Genomic DNA, 23,492 nt, shown 5'->3' with positions numbered 1-23,492 from the left:
CCCGGCCCCGGCACGGGCGACCGTCCGCGTCCACTCGGCCCAGGGACACGCCCGGCATCGGGGGGAGCCGGCGTACCGGGGCTCCTTCGTGCAGGGGGCCACCGTCCGGGCCCGGACCGTTCCGGCGGGGGCCCTTCAGGCGGTGGCGCCGGTCCGGGAAGGACGGCGAGCGGTACGGGGCCCTTCCGCAGGGGTCCGCTCGGCCGCGCGCCGCCAGGCCGACTCACGTAGCAGGCGCAGGCCGTTCAGGCCCACCAGGACCGTGGACCCCTCGTGCCCCAGGACACCGAGCGGCAGGGGGAGGTGGCCCGCCAGGTCCCAGACGACGAGGACGGAGATGAACGCACCGGCGATGACCAGGTTCTGCACGACCAGCCGCCGGGTCGCCCGGGACAGCGCGACCACGGTGGGCACGGCGGCGAGTTCGTCGCGGATGACCACCGCGTCCGCCGCCTCCAGTGCCAGGTCGGACCCGGCCCGCCCCATGGCGATCCCCACGTGGGCGGCGGCGAGGGCGGGCGCGTCGTTGACCCCGTCGCCGACGACCAGGACCCTGCGTCCGGCGGCCTCCCGTTCGCGTACGGCCGCGGCCTTGTCCTGGGGGAGCAGCCCGGCGCGGACGTCGGTGATGCCGGCCTCGGCGGCCAGACGGGCCGCGGCTCGCGGGTTGTCCCCGGTCAGCAGCATCGGTGGCCGGCCGGTCAGTGCGGCCAGCGCCGTGACGGTCCCGGCGGCGTCCTGCCGGAGACGGTCCGCGATGCCCAGGATCCCCACCGGGCGGCCGTCCCGCCGTACGAGCACGGCGGTGCGGCCCCGTTCCTCCAGTTCCGCGGCGACCACCGAGGCGAGGGCCGCCACGGGCGCCGAGGTGTCACGAAGGAGCCGGGCAGGGGCGCCGGCCTCGACACGGTGGCCGTCGACCGAGGCCGCCACTCCCGTGCCGGGTGCCGAGGTGAACTCCGTCGCGGGGGAGAGCGCCAGCCCGCGCTCCCGGGCGGCGGTCACGACGGCGCGGGCCAGGGGGTGCTCACTGGGGTGCTCGGCGGACGCGGCAAGGGCCAGGAGCGCGTCCCGGCCGAGCCCGGAACCGTTCAGGGGGCGGACGTCGGTGACCCTGGGCGTGCCTTCGGTGAGGGTGCCCGTCTTGTCCAGCGCCACCGCGTCGACCTGCCCGAGGCGCTCCATCACGACGGCGGACTTGACGAGGACCCCGTGGCGTCCGGCGTTGGCCATGGCGGAGAGCAGTGGCGGCATGGTCGCCAGGACCACCGCGCACGGGGACGCGACGATCATGAAGGTCATGGCTCGGAGCAGGCTGTCGGTCACGTCCGCGCCGAGGAGGAGGGGAACCAGGAAGACGGCCGATGTGGCGGCCACCATGGCCAGCGAGTACCGCTGTTCGACCTTCTCGATGAACAGTTGGGTGGGGGCCTTGGTGCGGGCGGCCTCCTCGGTCATGGCGACGATGCGGGCGATCACGGACTCCGAGGCGTCACGCGTGACGGCGACCCGCAGGGTTCCCGTACCGTTCACCGTCCCGGCGAAGACCTCGTCCCCCGCCTCCTTCGTCACAGGCAGTGGTTCGCCGGTGATGGTGGCCTGATCGACCTCGCTCGCCCCGTCCAGGACCCGGCCGTCGGCGCCCACCCGCTCACCCGGCCGGATGCGGATGAGGTCGCCGACCGCCAGGTCCTTCGTGGCGACCGTCTCCTCCCCGCCGTCGGGTGTGAGCCGGGCGGCGGTGGGCGGGGCCAGGTCGAGGAGGCCGCGGACCGCGTCCTGCGTACGGGCCGTGGCCAGCGCCTCCAGGGCTCCGGAGGTGGCGAAGATGACGATCAGCAGGGCGCCGTCCATGACCTGGCCGATCGAGGCCGCGCCCAGCGCCGCGACGATCATCAACAGGTCGACGTCCAGCACCTTCCCTCTCAGTGCCCGCACCCCGGCCAGGGCGGGCTCCCAGCCGCCGGCCGCGTACACGAGGGCGTGGAGCGGGCCCCACGTCCAGACGGGAGCGCCGGTGAGCTGCAGCGGCATGGCGATCAGGAAAAGGAGGAGCGCGGCCCCGGCCCAGCGGGCTTCCATCAGGGCGAACACCCGCGTACGGCGTCGTGGGACTCCGTCCGTACCGGAGAGGGCTCCACCGGGGCCGGCGGTGCGGGCGGACCGGGCGACGGCAGGAGACATGCGGGAGCAACCTTCGGAGGCAGAGGCCAGGGCGACACCGCCACCGTACAGGAATATATGAACAGGTCTTCATGTGTCATCCGTAGAATGGACGGCATGGGCCACGGACGCGACCAGCAGAGCACCGCCACCACCCGCGAGCGCCTGGATGCCGTGGGGGCGGCCGGCGTCGCCGCGACCCTCCAGGCGTTGGCCACCCCGTCCCGGCTCCGCATCCTGGCACGCCTCCAGGAAGGCCCCTGCGCGGTCGGCGACCTGGCGGAGGCCGTCGAGATGGAACCGTCCGCCTGCTCCCACCAGTTGCGTCTGCTGCGCAACCTCGGCCTGGTGGCCGGCGAGCGGCAGGGGCGCTCCATCGTGTACGCGCTGTACGACCACCACGTGGCCGAGCTGCTCGACCAGGCCCTCTTCCACGTCGAGCACCTACGCCTCGGACTGCGTGACGTGCCCGCCGAACCGGCGGCGGCGACCTCCGCCCGGTAGTAGACCCGGTAGATCCGGTCGGCCGCCCGGACTCACCGGAATCCACGGTCTGTATCACTGCCGGGTCAACGGGCGCTCACGCGTCGTCGGCGGCTCCGGGGCCCGGGGACGTGTTCGCCGAGCCGCTGCCAGGACGCCCGAACAGCAGGTCGTACCCCGGAGGGAGCTGCAGCAGCAGGCGCTGCAGCAGCTCCTCACCCGCCGCGTCGGCCACTACGCTCAGGACCGCGCCGGTGTCCCAAGCCGCGGTCTGCTCGCTGGCACCGTCGATCCAGGCGGCCGTCGCGCGTACGAAGCGGTCGGGCGCGAGGGGCTCCGCGGCCTGGAGCGGGTTGAGGAGGATGAGGGCGAAGGTCTCCGGCAGTCTGGCCGCCAGTTCGTTGCGCTCCTCACCGACCAGATGCGCCCCGAGCAGGGCCAGAACCACCCGGGACGCCCGCTCCGCTTCCATGGCGGAGGGATACTCGCCCCGCTCCCGGACCGCATCCAGGAACGCCTGCCATCTCATGTACGTCACCGGGTCCCCTTCGCGAGGAGCGGGGGCGGAGAACGGGGTGGGGGAGGGGAGACCGCACCCCGCCCTCCGCGTGTTCCACAGACGTCACCACAGTTCCGGTGATAACACCGCGGGCCGGGGACGGCAAGCCCGGCGGGTCTCTCCCGACCCGCCCGGTCCCCAGGACGACCCGGGGGCGGGGGACCGGGGGCGACTACTCGCAGGGATAGATGTCACCGCTCGCCATGCCACTGGCCTGCTCGCTCCGGGCCCGGAGGCGTCGGGCCTCGTCCCTGAGCCGCTGCTGTTCCTCGGGGTCGGCGGTGCGTTCCGCCGTGTTCTCGAGATCCTTCGCCCTGTCGCGCATCTTCTGCGCGCCGCCATCACTCATGATCACTCCTTCGGCCGTGCGGGGAGCACACCTCCACGGAACCAGGCTCCGGGGGGTGACCGCATCTCAGCGGGACCCCGCGGAGCGCGGAGTGGACGGAGTGCCCACGCCGGAGTGTCCACGCCTGAGCGGCGGGCGCCCGGACCGGCTCGGTCACTCGAACCGGGAGGTGTCGCCCGCGCCCCGGCGTACGATCTCCGTCTCGCCGCCGGAGAAGTCGATGACCGTGGTCGGCCGGGTACCGCAGTCGCCGGAGTCGAGCACGATGTCCACCACGTGGTCGAGGCGCTCCTTGATCTCCCAGCCCTGCGTCAACGGCTCCTCCTCGTCGGGCAGCAGGAGGGTGCTGGACAGCAGCGGTTCGCCGAGCTCGGCGAGAAGCGCCTGGGTGACGGCGTGGTCCGGGATCCGGACACCGACGGTCTTCTTCTTCGGGTGCAGCAACTGCCGTGGCACCTCTTTGGTGGCCGGCAGGATGAACGTGTAACTACCCGGCGTCGCCGCCTTGATCGCGCGGAAGACGTCGTTGTCGATCTGGACGAGCTGGCCGAGCTGCGCGAAGTTCTCGCACATCAGGGTGAAGTGGTGGCGTTCGTCGAGATCGCGGATCGACCTGATCCGGTCGATGCCGTCGCGGCTGCCCAGCCGGCAGCCCAAGGCGTAACAGGAGTCCGTCGGATACGCGACGAGCGCGCCGGACCGGATGCTGTCGGCCACGTTGCTGATGGTGCGCCGCTGGGGGTTCTCGGGGTGTACGTCGAAATACTTCGCCATCCGCCGAGTCTACGGCGGACGGCGGACCCGCCGCCCGGGGCGGGACCGCGCCCCCGCAACCCCCTGTCCGGGAGAGTTGCGGGGGCGCGGACGGCCGGCGGGTCAGGCTCCGGACGCGTCCAGCATGGCGCCGCGCTCGACGACCTTGATCCGCTCGCGGCCCTGTTCCGCGCCGAGGGCCTGCTCGTGGGCATCCAGACGGTGCCACCCGTCACGGGTGGTGTACCTGACGCCCCGCTGTTCCAGGAAGTCGACGACCGCGTCCGGCCCCGGCTCGGCGGGTTCCGGCAGCCGGCCGGCCGCGTGGTCCTCCAGCAGGCAGGCCACCGTCTCGTTGGCGTCGCCCTTGGTGTGCCCGATCAGACCGATCGGGCCGCGCTTGATCCATCCGGTGACGTACACCGAGGCCATCGGCTCCTCGCCGGCCAGGACGCGCCCCGCAGCGTGCGGGACGGTGCCGGAGACGATGTCGAAGGGCAGCTTCGGCAGCTCCTCCGAGTAGTAGCCGACCGCACGGTAGACGCTCTGCACGTCCCAGTCCGTGAAGCGGCCCGTGCCCTTGACGTTGCCCGTGCCGTCGAGCTCGGTCCGCTCGGTACGCAGGCCGGCGACGCGGCCGTCCTCGCCGATGACCTCCACCGGGGACTCGAAGAAGTGCAGGAACAGCTTGTGCGGGCGGTCGCCCGCGTCCCGGATCGCCCAGTTCTCCAGCGTGGAGGCGACCATGTTGGCCTGCTTGTTCTCCCGCCGGGTGGCGATCGAGCCCTCGTCGTAGTCGATGTCCTCGGGGTTGACGATGACCTCGATGTTCGGCGAGTGGTCCAGCTCGCGCAGCTCCATCGGGCTGAACTTGGCCTGCGCCGGGCCGCGCCGCCCGAAGACGTGCACCTCGAGCGCCTTGTTCGCCTTCAGCCCCTCGTACACGTTCGCGGGGATCTCGGTGGGGAGCAGTTCGTCCGCCGTCTTGGCGAGCATGCGGGCCACGTCCAGGGCCACGTTGCCCACGCCGAGCACGGCGACCTTCTCGGCCTCCAGCGGCCAGGTGCGGGGGACCTCGGGGTGCCCGTCGTACCAGGCGACGAAGTCGGCCGCGCCGTACGAGCCGTCCAGGCCGATCCCGGGTATGTCGAGCGCGCGGTCCGCGTCGGCGCCGGTGGAGAAGATCACGGCGTCGTAGAAGGACCGCAGATCGTCCAGGCCGATGTCGCGCGGGTAGTCGACGTTGCCGAACAGCCGCAGCTGCGGCTTGTCCAGGACCTGGTGCAGCGCCTTGACGATGCCCTTGATCCGCGGGTGGTCCGGAGCCACTCCGTAACGGATCAGACCGAAGGGAGCGGGCATGCGTTCGAACAGGTCGATGGATACACCCGGGTCCTGTGCGGCCTCGGACTTGAGCAGGGCGTCCGCCGCGTAGATTCCGGCGGGACCGGCTCCGACGATGGCGACGCGGACGGGGCGTGTCATGGAGTGTTGTTCCTTCGGGGCGGACGGGCACGGGCAGAGTGCGGCGGAGTAAGGCATGGCTTACTCCGCCGCATCTACGGTATGCCCTCCGGCCGGGCATACTCTGGCCGGGGCAAGGTCGCATATGGGTAGCAAGGACATGAAAGTGCCCATATCGTCTCGGATTCCCGGGCTGAGTGACGCCGGAAGCAGACATGAGATTCTCACCTTATGAGACAGTGTCTCATAAGGTGAGACGTCTGGGGGCGTGGAACGTTTCGGACGCCCTTGCGTGCATGCGTGATCACTGATGCGGCCATGATGGGGTGGAGACGCAGAATTCCAGGAGTGGACCTGGCCGGGCAGGACTCCGTGACTCGCGGCGGGGTGGCCGCACCGGCGAGGCGGGACCGCGCGCGACCTCAGCACTCCGACAAGCAGCCCGAGCGACTCGAGAGCTGTTCCGACGAAAGGACACGTGCCATGCCGATCGAGGGCGAGTACGAACCGAGCCCGACGCCCTGGGTGCGCGAGCAGGTCGAGCTCATCGAGAGCTCCGGCGGCACCGAGGGGATGACGATGCGGGGACTGCCCGTCGTCCTTCTGACGACGCGCGGTGCCAAGAGCGGCAAGATCCGCAAGACCCCCCTCATGCGGGTCGAGCACGAGGGCGAGTACGCCGTGGTCGCCTCCCTCGCCGGTGCTCCCAAGCACCCTGTCTGGTACTACAACGTGCTGGCCGACCCCCACGTCGAACTCCGGGACGGCACGGTACGCAAGGACATGGTCGCCCGAGAGGTCACGGGGGAGGAGAAGGCCGTGTGGTGGAGCCGCGCCGTCGAGGCGTTCCCCGACTACGCCGACTATCAGACCAAGACCGACCGGGAGATCCCCGTCTTCGTCCTCGCCCCCGCCCCCGCCCAGGACGAGTAGTCCGAACAGTCGAACAAGGCGCGCGGTCACTCCGCCCCCACGGCTCCAATGGACGGGTGACCGCGCCCCCCGACGACTGCCTCGCGCGCAACGAGTGGATCTGCGGCGCCTACCTCACCAGCCGGCGCGAGATCCTCTGGGACGCCACGCTCCAGCACCTCCAGCTGACGGCCGCCTCCGTCCTGCTCGGGCTGGTGATCGCCGTACCCCTCGCCCTGGCGGCCCGTCACCGGCGCTGGGCGGCCGGGCCCGTGCTCGCGCTGACCACCGTCCTCTACACGATCCCCTCGCTGGCCATGTTCTCGCTGCTGCTGCCGGCGTACGGGCTGTCCGCCGCGCTCGTCGTCGCCGGACTCGTCCTCTACTCGCTGACGCTCCTCGTCCGCAACATCCTCGCCGGACTGCGCGCCGTACCCGAGGAGACCCGGCAGGCGGCGCGCGGCATGGGCTACGGCCCTCTCCGCATGCTCCTGACCGTGGAGCTCCCGCTCGCCCTGCCCGCCGCGATGGCGGGGCTGCGCATCGCCACCGTCTCGGCGGTCTCCCTGGTCACCGTCGGCGCCATCGTCGGCTTCGGCGGGCTCGGCAACCTCATCTACGCGGGCATGAACACCTACTTCAAGGCCCAGGTACTCACCGCCTCCGTCCTGTGCGTCGTCATCGCCGTCGCCGCCGACCTGCTGCTCCTCGCGGTGCAGCGGCTGGCGACACCCTGGATCAGGAGAGGCCGGTGAGCACCCTCGCGGACGCCTGGTCCTGGCTCACCGCACCCGCCCACTGGCCGGGCCCCGACGGCATCGGGAGCCGGCTGGCGGAGCACCTGTTCCTCACCGTCGTCTGCCTGCTGATCGCTTGCGCCGTCGCCCTGCCGGTCGCCCTCGTACTCGGTCACCTCGGCAGGGGCGGTGCCCTCGCCGTCAACATCTCCAACATCGGCCGGGCCGTCCCCACCTTCGCCGTCCTGGTCCTCCTGCTGCTCACTCCGGTCGGCAGGTTCGGGCAGGGGCCGACCGTCATCGCGCTGGTCCTCTTCTCCATCCCGCCGCTGCTCACCAACGCCTACGTCGGGATGCGCGAGGTCGACCAGGACGTCGTACAGGCAGCCCGGGGCATGGGCATGACCGGTACGCAGGTGCTGCGCCAGGTCGAACTGCCCCTCGCACTCCCGCTCGTGATCACCGGAGTACGTATCGCGGCCGTCCAGCTCGTCGCCACCGCCACCCTGGCCGCACTCGTCGGTGGCGGTGGGCTCGGCCGCATCATCACGGCGGGCTTCAACCTGGCCTCCACCCCGCAGGTCGTCGCCGGAGCCGTCCTCGTCGCCGCGTTCGCTCTGGTTGTCGAAGGGATCTTCGAGGCGGGGCAGAGGCTGCTCCCGGACCGGACCCGCTCCCGGAAGCGGTCATGAGCCGGCCGCGACAGGCCGCCCGCACGGTGGCGGCGCTCCTGCTCCTCGTCCTCACCGCGTGCTCCACCGGCCCGAGTCTGGAGAGCCGGGCAGACGTCACCGCGCCGCCCGGGGACAGCAGGCACCTGACCGTCGGATCGGCGGGCTTCACCGAAAGTGACCTGCTCGCCCGGATGTACGCGCTCCTGCTGGAACGGGCGGGCTACTCGACCAGGATCCTCTCCGTCGGCAACCGCGAGATCTACGAACCCGCCCTGGAGAGCGGCCAGATCGACGTCGTACCCGAGTACGCCGCGACCTTCGCCGACTGGCTGAACGCCAAGGCCAACGGCGCCGACGCCTCCCCGGTGGGCTCACCCGACCTCGCCACCACCATGAAGGCCCTGCGCGCCCTCGCCGCACCCCGCGGCCTCACCGTCCTCCCCCCGGGCCGCGCCGTCGACCAGAACGCCTTCGCGGTCACGGAGCGGTACGCCGCCGAACACCGGCTGCGCACCCTCAGCGACCTGGGCCGATCCGGCCTCCCCGTACGCCTGGCCGCAGGGGACGAATGCGTACAACGCCCCTACTGCGCCCCCGGGCTGAGGAAGACGTACGGCATCGACATCACCGCCGTCGACCCGAAGGGCGTCGGCACCACCCAGGCCAAGCACGCCGTCCGGAACGGCGCCGACCACATGGTCCTGACCACGACGACGGACGCCACCCTCGACGACTTCGGGCTCGTCCTCCTCGCGGACGACAGGCACCTGCAGAACGCCGACCACCTGGTACCGGTCGTCAACCGGTCCCGGGCCGGCAGCGCCGGGGTGCGCGATGCCCTCGGGCGGCTCAACACCGTACTGACCACGGCCGACCTGGCCCGGATGAACGAGCAGGTCGACAGCTGGCGCAGGCTTCCCGAGGACGTCGCCCGCACCTACCTGGAATCCAAGAAGCTCGTCCCGAGGAGCTGAGCCGTTCCAGCCGACGGGAGGGGCCGTCGAGGGGCCGGAGCTGACGGGCGGCCGGTCCCCGTGGCCCGCGTACGGCGGCGAGCACGACGGGGCGGACGGGCATGCGACGCCGCGCGCCTCCGGCAGGTCGAGAGGGGTGTGCCGGGCCCAGCCGTCAGCCCTTCAGCAGCCTCGGCAGCCTGGCCAATTGCACCGCCTGCTGGAACGGGCCGCCACCCTCGTGGTCGTTGAAGTCGTAGACCTCGATCTCCTTGTCCGGGTGCGCGTACGCGTTGAAGGCGGCGAAGACCGTGGAGGGCGGGCAGGTCTGGTCCTCCAGCGCCGCCGAGAAGAGCGCGGGCGCCCGCCCGCGGGCCGCGAAGTGCACCCCGTCGAAGTAGGCCAGCGTCGCCCGCGCCCGCTCGGCGCTGTTGCGGTGCGTCTTCAGGTAGTTGCCGATCTCCCGGTAGGGGAGCCGGTCGGTCAGCCTCGTCGCCCGGGGGAAGTCGCAGAGGAACGGGACGTCGGGGGCGATGGCCGCCAGGTCGGGTATCAGCCCGCCGACCGCGACGGTGAGGCCGCCGCCCTGGCTCACGCCGATCACGGCGGTGCGGGCCGCGTCGGTCAGCGGATGCGAGCGGGCCGCCTCCACCGCGCGTACGGCGTCCGTGATCAGCCGCCGGAAGTAGTACGCGTACGGGTCCTCGATGCCCCGCGTCATGAACCCGTTGAACGCCGGCCCGCTGCCCACGGGGTCGGCGGTGTCGCCCGGCGCCCACCCGCTGCCCTGGCCGCGGGTGTCCATCACGAAGTGGGCCGTACCTGCCGAGGCCCAGAGCAGGTGCGAGTGCGGCAGGCCGCGCCCGCCTCCGTAACCGAGGAACTCCACGACCAGCGGCAGCGGTTGTGTGGTGCCCGCGGGCAGGACGAGCCAGCCTTTGACGGGGTGGCCGCCGAAGCCGGCGAACGTCACGTCGTACACCTCGACCGTCGACAGGCCCGTGTCGGCGAGCAGCTCGAAGCGGGCGTCGAGGTCGTGGGTCCTGGCCTCGTCCAGGGTGGCCGACCAGAAGGCGTCGAAGTCCTCCGGCTCCACCGACCGGCTGCGGTAGGAGCGCAGCTCTTCCAGAGGGAGATCGAACAGGGCCATGCGGGACCGCCTTACGTCATCAGCTCAGGTGAACGGTCATACCGTACGGCGGACGACCCGGAGCAAGAAGTGGTGTCCGGCCTCCTGGCCCCGGCGCGAGCGGCCCCCTCCGACCGCCGGGCGGCCGTGGCGTCGCACCGGTACCCGCGCCAGCCGTGACGGGACCGCCCTACCGGGCGGGTGGGTGCGGCGGAGGCCCGGGGGGACCGCCCGCGCGCGGTCTCAGTTGACGGTCTCGGGGTTCGGGCCTGTGCGCATGCCCCGGTCCAGGCCGGCAACGGCGTCCATCTCGGCGTCCGAGAGCTCGAAGTCGAAGACGTCGATGTTCTGCCGGATGCGGGCGGGCGTGACCGACTTGGGGATCACGACGTTGCCGAGCTGGAGATGCCAGCGCAGCACGACCTGGGCCGGCGACTTCGCGTGGTGCCCGGCGATCGTGGTCAGCACCTCGTCGTCGAGCAGCGCACCCTGGGCGAGCGGGCTCCAGGCCTCGGTGACGATGCCGTAGCGGGCGTGCAGAGCGCGCAGTTCGGTCTGCTGGAGACCGGGGTGCAGCTCGATCTGGTTCACCGCGGGGACGAGGGAGCTCCCCTCGATCAGACGGTGCAGATGGGCCGGCTGGAAGTTGGAGACCCCGGCCGCCCGGATCCGGCCGTCGGCCGTCAGCTTCTCCAGGGCGCGCCATGTCTCGGGGTAGAGGCCGCGCGCCGGAGTGGGCCAGTGGATGAGGTAGAGGTCCACGTGGTCGAGGCCGAGCTTGCGGAGGCTCACGTCGAAGGCGGCGAGCGTGGCGTCGTAGCCCTGATCGCTGTTCCACACCTTCGTGGTGACGAACAGGTCGTCCCGCGGCAGTCCGGAGTCGGCCAGCGCACGGCCCACGCCGACCTCGTTGCCGTAGACGGCGGCGGTGTCGATGGAGCGGTAGCCGGCGTCGAGCGCCTCGGTCACCGCCGTGGTGGTCTCGTCGTCGGGGATCTGGAAGACACCGAAGCCGAGCTGGGGGATGGTGACACCGTTGTTGAGCGTGAGCGTGAGGGTGGGGACCGGGGGCATGAGAGGCCTTTCCTTGGGGTGCGGGGGTGCGGGGGTGCGGATATCCGGGCGGACCCGGCGGCGACCGCACTTCGCATTTACTTGCGTGCGATGTTTACCGCTGCTGACAATAATTGCATACGCGGGCTAGATGCCCGATCGGGGGACACCTCTCCGGTTCGGCGGATCCGCTACGCGTCCGCGATGGAGTCGAACGGCACCTGCACCCGCCGGACGCCCCGCGCGTCCGCGTCGACCGACCGCCGCAGCGCCTCGTGCAGCTTCGCCGGGGTCAGGACGCCGAGGAACCGTGCTCCGTCGAGTACGGCCACCCACCCGGCGTCGTGCTGCAGCATCTCGCTGAACGCCTGCTTCAGCGGCGAGCCGACAGGAACCCACGCGTCCATGCGCCGGGCCAGGTCGCCCACGGTGCCGTGCTGCCCGGCGGTCCGCAACGCGTCCGCCGCCACCCAGCCGTGCAATTCCCCCGCACCGTTCAGTACGACCGCCCACCGCGCGCCCAGCGCACCGAGCCTGGCGGCGGCCGTGCCCGCAGGCTCGTCCAGGCGCGCGGTCGGGGGCTCCTCCAGGTCATCGGGCTCGATCGCCGTGACCGACAGCCGTTTCAGACCGCGGTCCGACCCCACGAACCGTGCCACGTACGGGGTCGCGGGAGTCCCGAGCACCGCTCCCGGAGTGTCGTACTGCTCGATGCGCCCTTCGCCGTACACGGCGATCCTGTCGCCCAGACGCACCGCTTCCTCGATGTCGTGCGTCACCAGCAGCACGGTCTTCCTGACCGCCGCCTGCAGGGTGAGGAACTCGTTCTGCAGCCGCTCGCGCACCACCGGGTCCACCGCCCCGAACGGCTCGTCCATCAGCAGCACCGGTGGGTCGGCCGCCAGCGCGCGGGCCACCCCCACCCGCTGGCGCTGGCCGCCGGAGAGCTGGGCGGGATAGCGGGAGCCGTACGTCTTCGGGTCGAGCCCCACCAGGTCCAGCAGCTCGGCCGCCCTCGCCCGGGCCCTGGCGCGCTTCCAGCCGAGGAGGACGGGGACGGTCGCGGTGTTGTCCAGCACGGTCCGGTGGGGGAAGAGGCCGACCTGCTGGATCACGTAACCCATCCTGCGGCGCAGCACGACCGGGTCCATCGCGGAGACGTCCTCCCCGCCCACCAGGATCCGTCCCGACGTCGGTTCGATCAGCCGGTTGACCATCATCATCGTGGTCGTCTTCCCGCAGCCGGACGGCCCGACAAGGGTGACCAGCTCACCCTCTCCCACCTCGAAGGACAGGCCGTCCACCGCGGTCGTGCCGTCCGGGAAGACCTTGCCGACGTCCTCGAACCGGATCATGAGTGCACGGTAGGAGCAGCGGCGGCCGGGCGCACACGGGCCGGGGCCGCCCGGGTCACGGCCCGTGTGCTGGACTGTCCGGGAAGCACCGGACACAGGAGCACCTTTGAACAGCTATCGCCATCCCGGCCTCGTCCTCACCGACCACCGGTTCACGGTCCCTCTCGACCACGCCGACCCGGGCGGGAAGACGATCGAGATCTACGGCCGGGAGGCCGTCGCAAGCGAGAAGGCGGACGGGGACCTGCCGTGGCTCCTCTACCTGGAAGGCGGCCCCGGCTTCGGCGCCCGCCGCTTCATCGGCACGGAGGCCTGGCTGGGACGCGCGGTGCGCGAGTTCCGGGTCCTGCTCCTGGACCAGCGCGGCACCGGCCTGTCCACCCCGGCCAACCGGCAGACCCTGCCCCTGTGCGGCGGCCCCCGCGAACAGGCCGACTACCTGGCCCATTTCCGCTCCGACAGCATCGTCCGTGACTGCGAACTGATCCGCCCGCGGCTCACCGGCGGCACACCGTGGACCGTTCTCGGGCAGTCCTTCGGCGGGTTCTGCGCGGTGCGGTACCTGTCAGCCGCTCCCGAAGGCCTGGAAAGGGTACTGATCACCGGCGGACTGCCGTCCCTGGACGCCCACGCGGACGACGTCTACCGGGCCGCCTACCCGCGGATCGAGCGAAAGGTCGCCGCGCACTACGCCCGCTACCCGCAGGACGTCGCCCGGGCCCGGGCGATCGCCGCGTACCTCGCCGAGCACCGGCCCGACTACGGCGGCCACCACCTGACACCCGAAGGATTCCGGTCGCTCGGCATCCTGCTGGGCGGCGGCAGCGGCAGCCACCAGCTGCACCACCTCCTGGAGAACGCCTTCGTCACGGGTCCGGACGGCACCGAGCTCTCCGACGCCTTCCAGGAGGCCATGCGCGCGGCCACCTCCTTCGCCGGCCACCCGCTGTACGCGCTCATGCACGAGGCGATCTACGGTCAGGGTGCTCGACCCACGGCATGGTCCGCCGAGCGGGTGCGCGCCGAGTTCCCGCAGTTCGACGCGGGCGCGGGCGAGGGCCCCGTGATGTTCACCGGCGAGAGCATCCACCCGTGGCACTTCGAGGTCGACCCCGCGCTGCGACCGCTGCGCGAGACCGCCGAACTCCTCGCCGCCCGGACCGACTGGCCCGCCCTGTACGACCCGGAGCGGCTCGCGGCCAACGAGGTACCCGTGGCGGCGGCCGTGTACCACGACGACATGTACGTCGACACGGCTCACTCGCTGCGCACCGCCGCCTCGATCCGCGGGCTGCGCACCTGGGTCACGAGCGAGTTCGAGCACGACGGACTGCGAGCGGGCGGGCCCCGCGTTCTGGACCGGCTGCTCGCCCTCGTCCGGGGTGAGTGCGACCGCTGAGGGCTGTCCGTGACGGGGGATCCACGCGCGGCGTCGGATGCGGTGCCTCGCACGGCGTCCGCATGTGCGACAGAGGGGGCGTCCGGCGACGCGGCGAGGTGCCGTGGCTGTCGTCGGGCGCCCGTCGGGAAGCCGGTACAGCCTCGGCCAGGCCGGACGTCCTGATCACGAGCGTCGTCGACTCGGCGGCTGACCCCTCGTCCGGACCCGGACCCGCGAACCGGCCCGGTCCGGATGGGAACCCTGGGCGGGGGTTCCGGCGCGGGTCAGCGCTGCAGGGCGTCCAGGGTGGCGTCCAGGTCGTCTGCGCCGCGCGGCGCACGGTTGTACGGGAGCCTGGACAGCGCGGCCGCCATGCCGCAGGTGTTGCTCACCGCGGAGTAGACGAGGCCGGCGCCGATGCCCGCCGACAGCCAGCGGGCCGCCGGGAAGCGGGTGCCCGCCAGGAGACCGGCGACCACGAGGGAACCAGCGGCGAAGCGCACCTGGCGCTCCATCGCCCAGGTCACCGAGCCGCCCTCCGGCCGGTCCAGGCCATGCCCGTCGTTCTCCCACGCGGACGTCCCGCCGGACAGGGTCGCGGCCTGGATGTCGGCGTCGGACAGGATCTCGCAGGCCCGGGTGGAGCGGACGCCGGAGGCGCACACCACCAGCAGCGAGCCGCGGGCCGAGGCGGACTTCAGCGCCGGGACGGCCTCGGGGAGACGGTCGAGCGGGATGTTCAGAGCGCCGGGCACGTGGCCCGAGGCGTATTCGCCCGGCGCGCGGACGTCGATGACGGTGAACTCCGTCAGACGGGCTGCGGCCTGGGCGGGGGAGAGGGAAGCGGTGCTGGGCACGAGCGGGTTCCTTTCGTTCGCCGGAGCGGAGCAGGGGCAGGGCGGGTGCGGGGCGGTGCCGGTCCCGCCTGCTCCGGCCACCCACGATACCCGGAGGGGTATGGGAACCATCGCCTCGCGCGGATCCGGCCGGTCCGTGCCCCGCCCGATGTCACTGCCCCTGCCCGGATCCGCCTACGGAATGCGCCGTCCGTCACACCCGCCGTGGATAGCCTGGCCGGTATGACGGAACACCTGGAACCCATGCCCTCGGACTGGCGGCGGGCGCTGGCCGTCGTCGCGCACCCGGACGACCTGGAATACGGCTGCGCGGCGGCCGTCGCCGCCTGGACGGACGGGGGGCGGGAGGTCACCTACCTGCTGGCCAGTCGCGGCGAAGCCGGCATCGACACGATTCCGCCGCAGGAGTGTGCCCCGCTGCGGGAGCGGGAGCAGCGTGAGAGCGCGGCGGCCGTCGGCGTCCGCGCCGTCGAGTTCCTGGACCACCGGGACGGAGTGATCGAGTACGGACCGGCACTCCGCCGTGACATCGCGGCCGCCGTTCGCCGCCACCGTCCCGAACTGCTCATCACCCTCAACCACCGCGACACCTGGGGAGGGACGGTGTGGAACACCCCCGACCACCGTGCCGTCGGCCGGGCGGCCCTGGACGCGGCGGGCGACGCGGGCAACCGCTGGATCTTCCCGGAACTGACCGAGCAGGGGCTTGAACCGTGGGACGGGGTGCGGTGGGTGGCGGTGGCCGGTACCGACCGGCCCACCCACGCGGTCGACGCGGCCCCCGGATTCGAACGGGCTGTCCGCTCGCTGCTGGCCCACCGCACCTACATCGAGGTCCTCACGGACGAAGACCCGGAGACGTACTGCCGCACCTTCCTGACCGGTACGACCGGTGCTCTTTCCGAACGCTTCGGCGGCCGTCCGGCCGTCGCCTTCGAGGTCTTCGCCCGCTGAGGCGTACCGCGCGCCGGTCCTGCGGCGGCAGGTGACGGCCCCCGCTCATGGCCACGAGCGGCGGACAGGCCGTCCTGCCCCGGCGGCGAGCGCGTACGGCTTGGTCCGCCCGCCCGCGCCGGGAAGGCGGAGCGCCTGGACGACCACGAAGAGGCGGGCACACCCGTGGTCGGGACCGGCCGGCGACGAGACCGCCGGCTCGTGCACCGTCGCCAGGCCGGTGAGGAGCGCGGTGGCCGACGGAAGTCCCGCGGGCCGCGACGCGGAGCGGGCGCGTCGGACCACCCCCGTCGTCGGGCCGGGAGAGTGGACGATCACGCGTACGGTGACCGTGACCCGGAGCAGGTGGGAACAGCCCGGTGTCCGTACCCGGCCGACGCGTCGCCTCCAGCCCGCCGGGGCGCCCGGACCGGCCAGGGTCCCCTGCGGGCCGACGTGTCCTCCGTGCTCCTGCCCTTTTCCGGATTGACAAAGGGGTTTGCCGAACCTGCAATGGCCTCATGAAGGAACGAACCCAGGACGAACCGGAGCTCGACGCCGTACTCTCCGGAGTCGGCCCCAGGCTGCGCCGACTGCGCAAGGACCGGGGGGTGACGCTCTCGGCCCTCTCCGAGGCGACCGGCATCTCCGTCTCCACCCTGTCCCGGCTGGAGTCGGGCGGCCGGCGCCCCAGCCTCGAACTGCTGCTCCCCATCGCCCGGGCCCACGAGGTGCCGCTCGACGACCTGGTCGGGGCGCCGCCCGTCGGCGACCCCCGGGTCAGGGCGAAGCCGATCGTCCACGGCAGGAAGACCTCCCTGCCGCTCACCGGCCGGCCGGGCGGCCTGCAGGCGTACAAGGTCGTGCAGGAGGCGCCCTGCGAAGAGGTGCCCGAGCAGCGCACCCACGAGGGGTACGAGTGGCTGTACGTCCTCTCCGGGAAGCTTCGGCTCCTGCTCGCCGACCACGACCTGGTGCTGGTCCCCGGTGAGGCGGCCGAGTTCGACACCCGGCTGCCGCACTGGTTCGGGCCGGTGGGCGACGATCCGGTGGAATTCCTCAGCCTGTTCGGGCCGCAGGGTGAACGGATGCACGTCAGGGCGAGGCCGAAACGGGCATGAAGGGACTCCGGTCCGCCCGCCCCGAAGTGTTCCCAGGGAGGCAAGCGACTGCTTAGTATGCGCCGGAGCAGTGGTAACGCCGACAGTGTTGTGGAGGCCCCTCATGCAGGCATGGCGAGTGCACCGGAACGGCGAGCCGGGCGAGGTGATGGAGCTCGAAGAGACGGACCGGCCGGTCCCCGGCGACGGACAGGTGCTGCTGAAGGTGCGCGCGGCGAACATCAACTTCCCCGACGCCCTGCTCTGCCGCGGCCAGTACCAGGTCAGGCCCCCACTGCCCTTCACCCCCGGCGTGGAGATCTGCGGCGAGACGGCGGACGGGCGCCGGGTGCTCGCCACCCCCGCCCTGCCGAACGGCGGCTTCGCCGACTACGTCGTCGCCGACGAGGCCTCCCTGCTCCCCGCTCCCGACAGCCTGGACGACGCCGAGGCGGCCGCCCTGCACATCGGCTACCAGACAGGCTGGTTCGGGCTCCACCGCCGCGCACGCCTGCGGGCGGGCGAGACGCTGCTCGTGCACGCCGCGGCGGGCGGTGTCGGCAGCGCGGCCGTCCAGCTCGGAAAGGCGGCGGGCGCCACCGTCATCGGGGTCGCCGGCGGCCCCGAGAAGGCCGCGACCGCCCGCGAGCTGGGCTGCGACCTGGTCATCGACCGGCGGAGCGAGGACATCGTGGCGGTGGTCAAGGAGGCCACCGCAGGACGCGGTGCGGACGTCGTCTACGACCCCGTCGGCGGTGACGCCTACGCCGCATCCGTCAAGTGCATCGCGTTCGAGGGCCGCGTCGTCGTCGTGGGGTTCGCGAGCGGCACCATCCCCGCGCCGGGCCTCAACCACGCCCTGGTGAAGAACTACTCGATCGCCGGACTCCACTGGGGCCTGTACACCACCAAGGACCCGGCCGCCGTCCGCGCCTGCCACGACGAACTGACCGCACTCGCCGAACAGGGGGTCGTCAGGCCCCTGGTCAGCGAGCGCGTCCCGATGGCCGGTGCCGCACGCGCCGTCCAGCGCGTCGCCGACGGCACCAGTACCGGCCGCATCGTCGTCCTGCCGGCGGGAGGCACCCGATGAGCACCGCCCCCGACGCGGCGGAGATCCGCCGCCGCACCCGAGAACTGCTGGCCACCCACCCGCCGGCCACCACCGTCCCGACCGACTTCCTCACGGCGCGCTTCGACGCCGGACTGGCCTGGGTGCACTACCCCGCCGGCCTCGGCGGACTCGACGCGCCACGCTCCCTGCAGCCCGTCGTCGACGCCGAACTCGCCGCCGCCGGGGCCCCCGACAACGACCCGCGCCGCATCGGCATCGGCCTCGGGATGGCCGCTCCCACCCTCCTCCGGTACGGCACCGACGAGCAGAAGAAGCGCTTCTTGCGCCCGCTCTGGGTCGGTGAGGAGGTCTGGTGTCAGCTCTTCAGCGAGCCCGGCGCCGGCTCCGACCTGGCCGCCCTCGGCACGCGTGCGGTACGGGACGCGGGGGGCGACTGGGTGGTCGACGGGCAGAAGGTGTGGACCTCCAGCGCCCACGTCGCCCGCTGGGCGATCCTGATCGCACGCACCGACCCGGACGTGCCCAAGCACCGCGGCATCAGCTACTTCATCTGCGACATGACCGACCCCGGCGTCGAGGTCCGGCCGCTGCGCCAGATCACCGGTGAGGCCGAGTTCAACGAGGTCTTCCTCACCGGCGTGCGCATCCCCGACAGCAGGCGGCTCGGCCCCGTCGGCGACGGCTGGAAGGTCGCGCAGACCACCCTGATGAACGAGCGCGTGTCCATCGGCGGCGCCCGTATCCCCCGCGAGGGCGGCATGATCGGGACCGTCGCCAGGACCTGGCGCGAGCGCCCCGAACTGCGCACCCACGACCTCCACCAGCGGTTGGTCACGCTCTGGGTCGAGGCCGAGGTCGCCCGGCTCACGGGCGAGCGGCTGCGCCAGCAGCTCGTCGCCGGCCAGCCGGGCCCCGAGGGCTCCGGCATGAAGCTCGCCTTCGCGCGCCTCAACCAGGAGATCAGCGGCCTCGAGGTCGAACTCCTCGGTGACGAAGGCCTGCTGTACGGGGACTGGACCATGCGCCGCCCCGAGCTGGTCGACTTCACCGGCCGTGACGCCGGGTACCGCTACCTGCGCTCCAAGGGCAACTCCATCGAGGGCGGTACGAGCGAAGTCCTGCTCAACATCGTCGCCGAGCGTGTCCTCGGCCTGCCCGCCGAACCGCGTACCGACAAGGACGTCGCCTGGAAGGATCTCGCCCGATGAGCGCACCGACCGAAGCCGCACCGACCGGGGCCGCACAGAACGCACCCGGACGCCCCGACCTGCTGTACTCGGAGGCCGAGGACGACCTGCGGTCCGCCGTGCGCTCGCTGCTCGCCGACCGGGCCGGCGCGCCGGCCGTGATCGCGGCCACCGAGTCCGGCACGCCGTACGACCCGCAGCTCTGGGAATCGCTCGCCACCGGGATCGGAGCGGCCGGACTGCTGGTCCCCGACGAACTCGGCGGCCAGGGGGCGAGCCACCGCGAGGCCGCGGTGGTCCTGGAGGAACTCGGCCGGAGCGTCGCGCCGGCCCCGTACCTGACGAGTGCCGTCGTCGCCACCGAGACCCTCCTCGCGCTCGGTGCGCCCGGCGGGCCCGCGGGTGAACTCCTCGGCGACCTGGCGGCGGGCCGCAAGGTCGCCGTCCTCGCCCTCCCGTTCACCGCTTCCGCCGCCGATGCCGGCGTGGCGATGGCGGGCACGCTCGAGCGGACCGTCGCCGGTGTCGCCGAGGCGGCGACGGCCGATGTGCTCCTGGTGCCCACCGGCGAGGGGCTGTTCGCGGTCGCCGCCGCGGGGGAGGGGGTCGCCGTCCGGCCCCTGGTCCCGCTCGACCTGACGCGGCCGCTCGCCTCGGTCACCCTGACCGGGGCCGGCGGAACCCTGCTGGCCGGACCCGAATCAGCGGCCGGGGCCGTGTCGAAGGGGCTGCGGGCCGGGGCGGGGCTGCTCGCCTCCGAGCAGCTCGGCATCGCCGAGTGGTGCCTGACGGAGACCGTCCGGTACACCCGGGAGCGCCACCAGTTCAACCGCCCGGTCGGTTCCTTCCAGGCGCTCAAGCACCGGATGGCACAGCTCTGGCTGGAGGTCGTCTCCGCACGCGCCGCCGCCCGCAACGCCGCGGACACGCTGGCCTCCGGCAGCCCGGACGCGCCGCTCGCGGTGGCCGTGGCCCAGGCTTACTGCTCCAAGGCCGCGGTGCACGCGGCGGAGGAGTGCGTCCAACTGCACGGCGGGATCGGCATGACCTGGGAACACCCCGCGCACCTGTACCTGAAGCGGGCCAAGGCCGACTCCCTCGCGTACGGAACGGCGGGACGCCACCGCGAGACCGTCGCCGAGCTGATGGAACTGCCCGCGCCGTGACGAGGCGCCGAGGGGCGGGGGCATGCGAGGCCGCGTGCCCCCGCCCCGGCATGCCCGGGTAACAGCGGGCACAGCGCAGCCGACGCGCGGACGACGACGGATCCAACTCTTCGGCAGGTACCTGCCTTTCGGGTCTCCCGGGGCTCCATACTCGTCGCGTTCCCCAGCCCGTTCCGTCCGCCCGACCGCTTCCGGGAGACCCCATGGCACACCTGACCCGTCGCAGAGTCGTCACCACCGCCCTGGCCACCGCGGCCGCGGGCGCCTTCATCCCCGCCCAGTCCGCCACCGCCACGCCCGCCCGTCCCCGGGGTCCGCGTCCGCTGGAGCGCGCCCACGCCCACAACGACTACCTCCACGCCCGCCCTCTCCAGGACGCGCTCGCGCACGGGTTCACCAGTGTCGAGGCCGACGTCTTCCTCGTGGACGGCGAACTGCTCGTCGCCCACGAGTTCGCGGACCTCGACCCCTCCCGCACGCTCACCTCGCTCTACCTCGACCCGCTGGCGGCCCTCGTCCGGGCGAACCACGGCCGGGTCCACGCCGGATATCGCACACCCCTGCAACTCCTGGTCGACATCAAGGCCGACGGCGCCGCAGCCTACCTGGCCCTCGACCGGGTGCTCCGCCGCTACCGCCCCCTCCTGACCCGCTCGGTCCGCGGACGCGTCCACACCGGCGCGGTCACGCCCGTCATCTCGGGCGACCGCGCCGCCCGGCTCCCGATGGAGGCCCAGACCACGCGGTACGCGTTCTACGACGGCAGGCTCGAGGATCTGGGCACCGCGGCGCCCGCCTCCTTCGCGCCGCTCATCAGCGCCAACTGGACCCAGAACTTCTCCTGGCAGGGCACCGGCCCCTTCCCCCCGGCCGAGCGGGAACGGCTGCGTGCCCTCGTCTCGGCGGCCCACCGGGAGGGGCGGCGCCTGCGCTTCTGGGCCACCCCGGACACCGCGGGGCCGGAGCGCGAGGCCGTGTGGTCCGAACTCCTCGCCGCCGGCGTCGACCACCTGAACACCGACGACCTGGCGGGGCTCGAAGCCTTTCTCCGCCACCGCGACCGCGACGGCCGCGAGGGCGTCTGACCACGTCCCGACGAGCACCCCCGATCACTGTGCGTCACCACCCGTTCGGCGGGCCCGCCGGTCCGCCGAACGGCTCCTCAGCTACGCCACACTGGCGGCCGAATGCCGCAATTCAGACGCGGCGGAGGAGGTTGGCCATGGCCGTTTCGATCTCGTTGGTGCTGCTCCTGGTGGTCCTCGCAGCGATCTTCCTGCGCAACGGCGGGCTGAAGGTATCGCACGCCATCGTCTGCGCCCTTCTCGGCTTCCTGCTGGCGAGTACGCGCATGGCGCCCACCATCCACGAAGGGATCACCGCCACCGCGGACGTGGTGAGCGGCCTCAGGCCCTGATCCGCGCCGCCCTCCAGGTGCGGGAGAATGTCTCCGGTCGCGGCGGAGCGCCGCGCGCGACCCGCAGAGGGCGATACGGTCGTCCGCGGGCCCCGCACGTCGCTCCGCCGACCGGCCGGGCCCCCGGCCGTCCACGCCCCGCACCTGGAGAACGCACCGATGTCATTCCCGCCACCCGGCAGGCAGTCGGGAGCCGCCCACCACGAGTACTGCGACAACGCGCTCTGCTGCCGCTGCCAGCAGCGCCGGTGGACCACGAAGCTCGGTGACGAACGCCTCTGCGGCCCCTGCGCCGCCTGCTGCCGCGACTGCGGCCGGGCCCCCGCGCCCCATCTGGACGGACTCGACGACGGACTGTGCGCCGAGTGCCGCGGTGTGTGCGGCCGCTGCCGGGGCCCGCTGCCCGCCGAGGGGCCGTGTGCCTGCCGCAAGTGGCGGGAGCGGGCGGGCGGGGACCCCGTCACCTACGTCCTCCAGGCCCTGCCGCAGCCCCTGCTGCAGGCACTCGGCCACCGCATGCCGCGCACCGTCCACGACCTGATCCACCGGGAACTCGCCCGGCGCACCCCCGATCAGCTGCTGGAACGCCTCGAGCGCCGCTGGAACGTCCGCTGGTCCCACGCCCTGCACGAGAAGGACGAGGAGGGCCTGCGCCGCTGGGCCCCGCAGGAGATCGCGGAGGCCCTCGTAGGACCGGGACCCTGCTCGCACCCCCAGTGCGAGGACGGCTACCTGCTGACGACGGACACCCCCTGCGGGCGCTGCCTGCGGCCCACCCACCGCTTCGTCACCTCGGTGGCCGACCGCACGGCGACCACGGAGCACGCGCGGGCCACCGCAGCCGGGATCCGGCGCGCGCTCGTGGAGGGCCGCTCCGTCAAGCCGGGCGGCAGGCGGCCGAAGGGCTGACCCCCGGACTCACCTCTTGTCCAGCGCCGCGCGCACCAGCGCCGCGGCGAGCACCGCCGGGTCGCACCCGTCCGCGAGGCCCGTCAGCTTCCCCGGCGAGGTGGGCAGCCCGAGCCGCTCCGCACCCTGGAGCGCCTTGGAGTCGAGGTAGGGCGCGAACTCCGGCCACACGGCCTGCACCTCGCGCAGGAAGATGTCGGTGCCCATCGGGCCCACCCCTGGATAGCGGCGCAGTCCCTCGCGGAGCGCGGCCACGTCACCGTCCGCCTCCCGGCGCAGGCGGCGCAGATCACCGCCGTACGCGTCGAGCAGCAGCTCCGCGCCCTCCCCGAGCTGGGTCGCCGTGCGCTCGTCGTAGCGGCGGTAGCCGCCCTCGCCCAGCGCGTCCACCCGCTGCTGCCACGTCGCGTCGGCCATGCGCCGCGCGTCGCGCATTCCGTGGGAGAACAGTGCCCGCGCCGCGGCCACGGCTACCGAGGCGCGGATCCGCGCGCTCAGCAGGTGGCTGAGCACCAGGAGCTGGTACAGCGGCTGGGGAGTGTCGCGCAGCGTGATGCCGGCCTCGGCCGCGTAGGTCGTGCCGTGCCGCTTCAGCAACCTCTCCAGCGTGTCGCGGTCGCTCATCCGAAGCCGAAGATCCGGGCGAGGAAGAATGCGGCGACGACGACCGCGACGAGCAGCACCAGGCCCGCCCAGAAGACGGGATGCTCCCAGATCCCACCGTCGGGCCGTTCGATGTGCGCCTCGCTGATGCATCCCTCCGCCGGGGGAGTCTCGGTCGGGGGTGTCAATGAAATAGCCATACCTCCACCATCTCTCCGTCCGGCTCTCCCGGCACGTGCTCGTTGGCGGCACGCATACATCCGTACGGAGTTCGCCAGGC

25 protein-coding genes are annotated in these 23,492 nt (G+C 72.7%); 14 read left to right on the top strand and 11 right to left on the bottom strand.

The window, feature by feature from the left end; all coding sequences use genetic code 11:
* Positions 1-135 precede the first annotated feature (135 nt).
* Positions 136-2,184, bottom strand: coding sequence for a heavy metal translocating P-type ATPase (locus ACH4VO_RS09960; protein WP_398440912.1), 2,049 nt, complete (start codon positions 2,182-2,184; stop codon positions 136-138).
* 96 nt (positions 2,185-2,280) lie between these two features.
* On the opposite strand from ACH4VO_RS09960, the gene ACH4VO_RS09955 reads away from it, so the two are divergent.
* Positions 2,281-2,667 (top strand): metalloregulator ArsR/SmtB family transcription factor, encoded by a 387-nt coding sequence (locus tag ACH4VO_RS09955; protein ID WP_360988442.1) that lies wholly within the window; start codon positions 2,281-2,283, stop codon positions 2,665-2,667.
* 76 nt (positions 2,668-2,743) lie between these two features.
* On the opposite strand, the gene ACH4VO_RS09950 is transcribed toward ACH4VO_RS09955, so the two are convergent.
* From ACH4VO_RS09950 to ACH4VO_RS09935, 4 genes are all read right to left on the bottom strand, one after another.
* Positions 2,744-3,175 (bottom strand): DUF2267 domain-containing protein, encoded by a 432-nt coding sequence (locus ACH4VO_RS09950; RefSeq protein WP_360988812.1) that lies wholly within the window; start codon positions 3,173-3,175, stop codon positions 2,744-2,746.
* Between the two features lie 202 nt (positions 3,176-3,377).
* On the bottom strand, positions 3,378-3,554 hold the full coding sequence (locus ACH4VO_RS09945) for a DUF6381 family protein (protein WP_360988444.1): 177 nt from the start codon (positions 3,552-3,554) through the stop codon (positions 3,378-3,380).
* Positions 3,555-3,707: 153 nt separating this feature from the next.
* The gene (locus ACH4VO_RS09940) at positions 3,708-4,328 is read right to left on the bottom strand and encodes an L-threonylcarbamoyladenylate synthase (protein WP_360988446.1); all 621 of its coding nucleotides are present in this window, start codon (positions 4,326-4,328) and stop codon (positions 3,708-3,710) included.
* A 102-nt stretch (positions 4,329-4,430) separates the two neighbouring features.
* Entirely contained in the window at positions 4,431-5,792 is a 1,362-nt protein-coding gene (locus ACH4VO_RS09935) for an FAD-dependent oxidoreductase (protein ID WP_360988448.1), read from the bottom strand.
* A 462-nt stretch (positions 5,793-6,254) separates the two neighbouring features.
* On the opposite strand from ACH4VO_RS09935, the gene ACH4VO_RS09930 reads away from it, so the two are divergent.
* From ACH4VO_RS09930 to ACH4VO_RS09915, 4 genes are read left to right on the top strand one after another with little or no spacing between them, the layout of a single operon-like run.
* Positions 6,255-6,704: a nitroreductase family deazaflavin-dependent oxidoreductase gene (locus ACH4VO_RS09930; protein ID WP_360988450.1), complete on the top strand. Its 450-nt coding sequence runs from the start codon at positions 6,255-6,257 to the stop codon at positions 6,702-6,704.
* A 56-nt stretch (positions 6,705-6,760) separates the two neighbouring features.
* On the top strand, positions 6,761-7,438 hold the full coding sequence (locus tag ACH4VO_RS09925) for an ABC transporter permease (protein WP_360988452.1): 678 nt from the start codon (positions 6,761-6,763) through the stop codon (positions 7,436-7,438).
* Positions 7,435-8,112 carry an ABC transporter permease subunit gene (locus ACH4VO_RS09920; RefSeq protein WP_360988454.1) on the top strand — a complete coding sequence of 226 codons (678 nt, stop codon included), beginning with the start codon at positions 7,435-7,437 and terminating at the stop codon, positions 8,110-8,112. The genes ACH4VO_RS09925 and ACH4VO_RS09920 overlap by 4 nt, the downstream gene beginning before the upstream one ends.
* Positions 8,109-9,068 (top strand): ABC transporter substrate-binding protein, encoded by a 960-nt coding sequence (locus ACH4VO_RS09915; RefSeq protein ID WP_360988456.1) that lies wholly within the window; start codon positions 8,109-8,111, stop codon positions 9,066-9,068. Before ACH4VO_RS09920 ends, ACH4VO_RS09915 begins: the two co-directional genes overlap by 4 nt.
* A gap of 154 nt (positions 9,069-9,222) precedes the next feature.
* Here ACH4VO_RS09915 and ACH4VO_RS09910 read toward each other — a convergent pair whose 3' ends face one another.
* The 3 genes from ACH4VO_RS09910 to ACH4VO_RS09900 all read right to left on the bottom strand — a co-directional run bounded on the left by ACH4VO_RS09910 (position 9,223) and on the right by ACH4VO_RS09900 (position 12,584).
* Complete coding sequence (locus ACH4VO_RS09910; RefSeq protein ID WP_360988458.1) at positions 9,223-10,197, bottom strand: acetylxylan esterase; 975 nt, start codon at positions 10,195-10,197, stop codon at positions 9,223-9,225.
* 222 nt (positions 10,198-10,419) lie between these two features.
* Positions 10,420-11,250: an aldo/keto reductase gene (locus tag ACH4VO_RS09905; RefSeq protein WP_360988460.1), complete on the bottom strand. Its 831-nt coding sequence runs from the start codon at positions 11,248-11,250 to the stop codon at positions 10,420-10,422.
* A 170-nt stretch (positions 11,251-11,420) separates the two neighbouring features.
* Positions 11,421-12,584 carry an ATP-binding cassette domain-containing protein gene (locus ACH4VO_RS09900; RefSeq protein WP_360988462.1) on the bottom strand — a complete coding sequence of 388 codons (1,164 nt, stop codon included), beginning with the start codon at positions 12,582-12,584 and terminating at the stop codon, positions 11,421-11,423.
* A gap of 106 nt (positions 12,585-12,690) precedes the next feature.
* Between ACH4VO_RS09900 and ACH4VO_RS09895 the strand changes: the two genes are divergently transcribed.
* Positions 12,691-13,983, top strand: a complete 1,293-nt coding sequence (locus ACH4VO_RS09895; protein WP_360988464.1) for an alpha/beta fold hydrolase — start codon at positions 12,691-12,693, stop codon at positions 13,981-13,983.
* A 266-nt stretch (positions 13,984-14,249) separates the two neighbouring features.
* On the opposite strand, the gene ACH4VO_RS09890 is transcribed toward ACH4VO_RS09895, so the two are convergent.
* Positions 14,250-14,822 (bottom strand): rhodanese-like domain-containing protein, encoded by a 573-nt coding sequence (locus ACH4VO_RS09890; RefSeq protein ID WP_360988466.1) that lies wholly within the window; start codon positions 14,820-14,822, stop codon positions 14,250-14,252.
* A gap of 222 nt (positions 14,823-15,044) precedes the next feature.
* Here ACH4VO_RS09890 and ACH4VO_RS09885 point away from each other — a divergent pair, with 222 nt between their 5' ends.
* From ACH4VO_RS09885 to ACH4VO_RS09850, 8 genes are all read left to right on the top strand, one after another.
* Positions 15,045-15,776 carry a PIG-L deacetylase family protein gene (locus ACH4VO_RS09885; protein WP_360988467.1) on the top strand — a complete coding sequence of 244 codons (732 nt, stop codon included), beginning with the start codon at positions 15,045-15,047 and terminating at the stop codon, positions 15,774-15,776.
* Positions 15,777-16,276: 500 nt separating this feature from the next.
* Positions 16,277-16,876: an XRE family transcriptional regulator gene (locus ACH4VO_RS09880; RefSeq protein WP_360988469.1), complete on the top strand. Its 600-nt coding sequence runs from the start codon at positions 16,277-16,279 to the stop codon at positions 16,874-16,876.
* Positions 16,877-16,979: 103 nt separating this feature from the next.
* Positions 16,980-17,948 carry an NADPH:quinone oxidoreductase family protein gene (locus ACH4VO_RS09875; RefSeq protein WP_360988471.1) on the top strand — a complete coding sequence of 323 codons (969 nt, stop codon included), beginning with the start codon at positions 16,980-16,982 and terminating at the stop codon, positions 17,946-17,948.
* On the top strand, positions 17,945-19,138 hold the full coding sequence (locus ACH4VO_RS09870) for an acyl-CoA dehydrogenase family protein (protein WP_360988473.1): 1,194 nt from the start codon (positions 17,945-17,947) through the stop codon (positions 19,136-19,138). Before ACH4VO_RS09875 ends, ACH4VO_RS09870 begins: the two co-directional genes overlap by 4 nt.
* On the top strand, positions 19,135-20,283 hold the full coding sequence (locus tag ACH4VO_RS09865; protein WP_360988475.1) for an acyl-CoA dehydrogenase family protein: 1,149 nt from the start codon (positions 19,135-19,137) through the stop codon (positions 20,281-20,283). Before ACH4VO_RS09870 ends, ACH4VO_RS09865 begins: the two co-directional genes overlap by 4 nt.
* Positions 20,284-20,486: 203 nt before the next feature.
* Positions 20,487-21,368 carry a phosphatidylinositol-specific phospholipase C/glycerophosphodiester phosphodiesterase family protein gene (locus ACH4VO_RS09860; protein WP_360988477.1) on the top strand — a complete coding sequence of 294 codons (882 nt, stop codon included), beginning with the start codon at positions 20,487-20,489 and terminating at the stop codon, positions 21,366-21,368.
* 137 nt (positions 21,369-21,505) lie between these two features.
* Positions 21,506-21,700: a hypothetical protein gene (locus ACH4VO_RS09855; protein WP_069170121.1), complete on the top strand. Its 195-nt coding sequence runs from the start codon at positions 21,506-21,508 to the stop codon at positions 21,698-21,700.
* A gap of 159 nt (positions 21,701-21,859) precedes the next feature.
* Complete coding sequence (locus ACH4VO_RS09850; RefSeq protein WP_360988479.1) at positions 21,860-22,609, top strand: hypothetical protein; 750 nt, start codon at positions 21,860-21,862, stop codon at positions 22,607-22,609.
* Positions 22,610-22,618: 9 nt separating this feature from the next.
* On the opposite strand, the gene ACH4VO_RS09845 is transcribed toward ACH4VO_RS09850, so the two are convergent.
* Positions 22,619-23,233, bottom strand: coding sequence for an endonuclease (locus ACH4VO_RS09845; RefSeq protein ID WP_360988481.1), 615 nt, complete (start codon positions 23,231-23,233; stop codon positions 22,619-22,621).
* Positions 23,230-23,412: a DUF6480 family protein gene (locus ACH4VO_RS09840; RefSeq protein WP_360988483.1), complete on the bottom strand. Its 183-nt coding sequence runs from the start codon at positions 23,410-23,412 to the stop codon at positions 23,230-23,232. The genes ACH4VO_RS09845 and ACH4VO_RS09840 overlap by 4 nt, the downstream gene beginning before the upstream one ends.
* Between the last annotated feature and the right edge of the window lie 80 nt (positions 23,413-23,492).

The organism is Streptomyces sp. NPDC020780 (assembly GCF_044334475.1).
Classification (GTDB): Bacteria; Actinomycetota; Actinomycetes; order Streptomycetales; family Streptomycetaceae; genus Streptomyces.
The sequence above is the reverse complement of the archived record's forward strand: the minus strand, read 5'-3'. Positions and strand labels throughout refer to the sequence as shown.

Bases quoted from the DNA above. Each gene is read 5' to 3' on its own strand.
- ACH4VO_RS09960 (WP_398440912.1), bottom strand. From the start codon at position 2,184: ATGTCTCCTGCCGTCGCCCGGTCCGCCCGCACCGCCGGCCCCGGTGGA.
- ACH4VO_RS09955 (WP_360988442.1), top strand. From the start codon at position 2,281: ATGGGCCACGGACGCGACCAGCAGAGCACCGCCACCACCCGCGAGCGC.
- ACH4VO_RS09950 (WP_360988812.1), bottom strand. From the start codon at position 3,175: ATGAGATGGCAGGCGTTCCTGGATGCGGTCCGGGAGCGGGGCGAGTAT.
- ACH4VO_RS09945 (WP_360988444.1), bottom strand. From the start codon at position 3,554: ATGAGTGATGGCGGCGCGCAGAAGATGCGCGACAGGGCGAAGGATCTC.
- ACH4VO_RS09940 (WP_360988446.1), bottom strand. From the start codon at position 4,328: ATGGCGAAGTATTTCGACGTACACCCCGAGAACCCCCAGCGGCGCACC.
- ACH4VO_RS09935 (WP_360988448.1), bottom strand. From the start codon at position 5,792: ATGACACGCCCCGTCCGCGTCGCCATCGTCGGAGCCGGTCCCGCCGGA.
- ACH4VO_RS09930 (WP_360988450.1), top strand. From the start codon at position 6,255: ATGCCGATCGAGGGCGAGTACGAACCGAGCCCGACGCCCTGGGTGCGC.
- ACH4VO_RS09915 (WP_360988456.1), top strand. From the start codon at position 8,109: ATGAGCCGGCCGCGACAGGCCGCCCGCACGGTGGCGGCGCTCCTGCTC.
- ACH4VO_RS09910 (WP_360988458.1), bottom strand. From the start codon at position 10,197: ATGGCCCTGTTCGATCTCCCTCTGGAAGAGCTGCGCTCCTACCGCAGC.
- ACH4VO_RS09905 (WP_360988460.1), bottom strand. From the start codon at position 11,250: ATGCCCCCGGTCCCCACCCTCACGCTCACGCTCAACAACGGTGTCACC.
- ACH4VO_RS09900 (WP_360988462.1), bottom strand. From the start codon at position 12,584: ATGATCCGGTTCGAGGACGTCGGCAAGGTCTTCCCGGACGGCACGACC.
- ACH4VO_RS09885 (WP_360988467.1), top strand. From the start codon at position 15,045: ATGACGGAACACCTGGAACCCATGCCCTCGGACTGGCGGCGGGCGCTG.
- ACH4VO_RS09880 (WP_360988469.1), top strand. From the start codon at position 16,277: ATGAAGGAACGAACCCAGGACGAACCGGAGCTCGACGCCGTACTCTCC.
- ACH4VO_RS09875 (WP_360988471.1), top strand. From the start codon at position 16,980: ATGCAGGCATGGCGAGTGCACCGGAACGGCGAGCCGGGCGAGGTGATG.
- ACH4VO_RS09870 (WP_360988473.1), top strand. From the start codon at position 17,945: ATGAGCACCGCCCCCGACGCGGCGGAGATCCGCCGCCGCACCCGAGAA.
- ACH4VO_RS09865 (WP_360988475.1), top strand. From the start codon at position 19,135: ATGAGCGCACCGACCGAAGCCGCACCGACCGGGGCCGCACAGAACGCA.
- ACH4VO_RS09860 (WP_360988477.1), top strand. From the start codon at position 20,487: ATGGCACACCTGACCCGTCGCAGAGTCGTCACCACCGCCCTGGCCACC.
- ACH4VO_RS09855 (WP_069170121.1), top strand. From the start codon at position 21,506: ATGGCCGTTTCGATCTCGTTGGTGCTGCTCCTGGTGGTCCTCGCAGCG.
- ACH4VO_RS09850 (WP_360988479.1), top strand. From the start codon at position 21,860: ATGTCATTCCCGCCACCCGGCAGGCAGTCGGGAGCCGCCCACCACGAG.
- ACH4VO_RS09845 (WP_360988481.1), bottom strand. From the start codon at position 23,233: ATGAGCGACCGCGACACGCTGGAGAGGTTGCTGAAGCGGCACGGCACG.
- ACH4VO_RS09840 (WP_360988483.1), bottom strand. From the start codon at position 23,412: ATGGCTATTTCATTGACACCCCCGACCGAGACTCCCCCGGCGGAGGGA.